This is a genomic window from Stenotrophomonas sp., from assembly GCF_035634915.1.
In the GTDB taxonomy this organism is placed as follows: Bacteria; Pseudomonadota; Gammaproteobacteria; order Xanthomonadales; family Xanthomonadaceae; genus Stenotrophomonas.
In genome coordinates, this window is record NZ_DASQCB010000026.1 from 1 (window position 1) to 2305 (window position 2305).

1 protein-coding gene is annotated in these 2305 nt (G+C 66.2%); it reads right to left on the minus strand.

Features of this window, described 5'->3' with window-relative positions:
* The coding region (locus VER16_RS19340) for a choice-of-anchor U domain-containing protein (protein WP_324810937.1) at positions 1-2286 on the minus strand (2286 nt) is incomplete at its 3' end.
* Between the last annotated feature and the right edge of the window lie 19 nt (positions 2287-2305).

A 2305-nucleotide genomic window follows, 5' to 3' on the forward strand; every position in this document is an offset into this window, starting at 1 on the left:
ATTGGCTGCGCGATCGTCATCACCCTGACCGCCATCGGTGACCACCACCGAGGTCGTATTGCCCGACACCACCGCACCCGGAGGCTGATACCAGGAGTCCGCCGCCCCAGCGGACGCTGGACCGAACTTCCAGTACGCCATGCCGGTCACCGGCCCCGGCCAGGTGACGCTGACCGTGATCGAGCTGCTGGCCGTACAGCCGCGGGCCACAAAGTGCACATTGCCGTACGGGAAGCTCAGTTGGCCCGGCGCACCCCCCGGAGCCGCAACGAAGGACGACTGCGACACATCGAACCCGCAGCCCGCGCCACCACCGCTCAAGGTCGCCGTGGCGTTGCCTGCCCCGGTGGCTGTCGGACCCGTGAAGGTCGTTCCGAGCACGTTGAGCGAAGTCGTTGTGGCAGGTCCGGTATTGCCATTGCCAGGATTGGTCTGGGTCGCGCTGATCGTATGCAGACCCGGCGTCGGCAAGCCGCCGCCCGGCGTGCAGCTCCACGTCTGATCGGCCGCGACGATTGCCGTACACAGCGTCGTCGAGCCATCCTTCACCGTGATCGTGTAGCCCGGCGTGCCGGTGCCGGAAATCTGCGGATAGCCTCCCACCGTGGTCGGCGAAACCGTCAGCGTCGGAGCCACCGGCACCTGCGTGCTGGGAGTGACCGGCGTTGCGGGTGTCGATGCACAGTTCACAGTGCAACCTGCCGTCGGATTGACGGGGCTGATGCCGCCCGATGGATCGTAGGAAGCCGTGTTCGTGCTCGAACCCACCGCCGTCGGCACCGCTGGCAGATTGAAGCTGCTGTTGCCACCCGCTGCCACTGCCGCAGTGAAGTTCACCGTACACGTCAGGACGGAACTACCGTTACCCGCAAACGGGAAGGTGTTGGGCGTGCAGGTCGCACTGGCCACGTTCGCACCGGTCGGCACGCCTGTGATGCTGATGCCTGCAGGCACCAGGTCCTTGATGGTCACGCTGGTGGCAGGGCCGAAGGCACCGGCCGCATTCGCTACCGCGAAGGCGTAGTTGAACGGCGTGCCCACAGCCAGGCTACCCGGGTTGGCCTTGGTGACCGTCAGCGCAGGCGTGCCAGGCGTGACCGGAGTCACCGGTGTGGAAGCGCAGTCTGTTGTGCAGCCGGCCGTCGGATTGACCGGGCTGATGCCGCCCGACGGATCGTAGGAGGCCGTGTTCGTGCTCGAGCCCACCGCCGTCGGAACAGCCGGCAGATTGAAGCTGGTGTTGCCGCCAGCCGCCACTGCCGCAGTGAAGCTCACCGTGCACGTCAGCACGGAGCTGCCGTTACCCGCAAACGGGAAGGTGTTGGGCGTGCAGGTCGCGCTGGCCACGTTTGCACCAGTCGGCACGCCCGTGATGCTGATGCCTGCAGGCACCAGGTCCTTGATGGTCACGCTGGTGGCAGGACCGAAGGCACTGGCAGCGTTGGACACGGAGAACGCGTAGTTGAAGGGCGTGCCCACAGCCAGGCTGCCGGGATTGGCCTTGGTGACCGTCAGCGCAGGAGTACCAGGGGTCACCGGCGTGGAAGGCGTCGATGCGCAATCCGTCGTGCAACCCGCCGTCGGATTGACGGGGCTGATGCCGCCCGATGGATCGTACGAGGCTGTGTTCGTGCTCGAACCAACCGCCGTCGGAACAGCCGGCAGGTTGAAGCTGGTGCTGCCACCGGCTGCGACCGAGGTCGTGAAGTTCACCGTACACGTCAGGACGGCGCTGCCATTGCCCGCAAACGGGAAGGCGTTGGGTGTGCAGGTTGCACTGGCCACGTTTGCGCCGGTCGGCACGCCCGTGATGCTGATGCCAGCAGGCACCAGGTCCTTGATGGTCACGCTGGTGGCGGGACCGAACGCTCCAGCCGCATTCGCTACCGTGAAGGCGTAGTTGAACGCAGTCCCCACAGCCAGGCTGCCGGGGTTGGCCTTGCTGACCGTCAGCGTGGGCGAACCAGGGTTGACTGGGGTGGCGGGCGTCGACGAGCAGTCCGTCGTGCAACCTGCCGTCGGATTGACCGGGCTGGTACCACCAGACGGATCATAGGAAGCCGTGTTCGTGCTCGAGCCCACAGCCGTCGGCACAGCCGGCAGGTTGAAGCTGGTGTTGCCACCGGCCGCGACCGAGGTCGTGAAGTTCACCGTGCACGTCAGGACAGTGCTGCCATTGCCCACGAAGGGGAAGGTATTGGGCGTGCAGGTCGCGCTGGCCACGTTTGCACCAGTCGGCACGCCCGTGATGCTGATGCCTGCCGGCACCAGGTCCTTGATGGTCACGCTGGTAGCGGGACCAAAC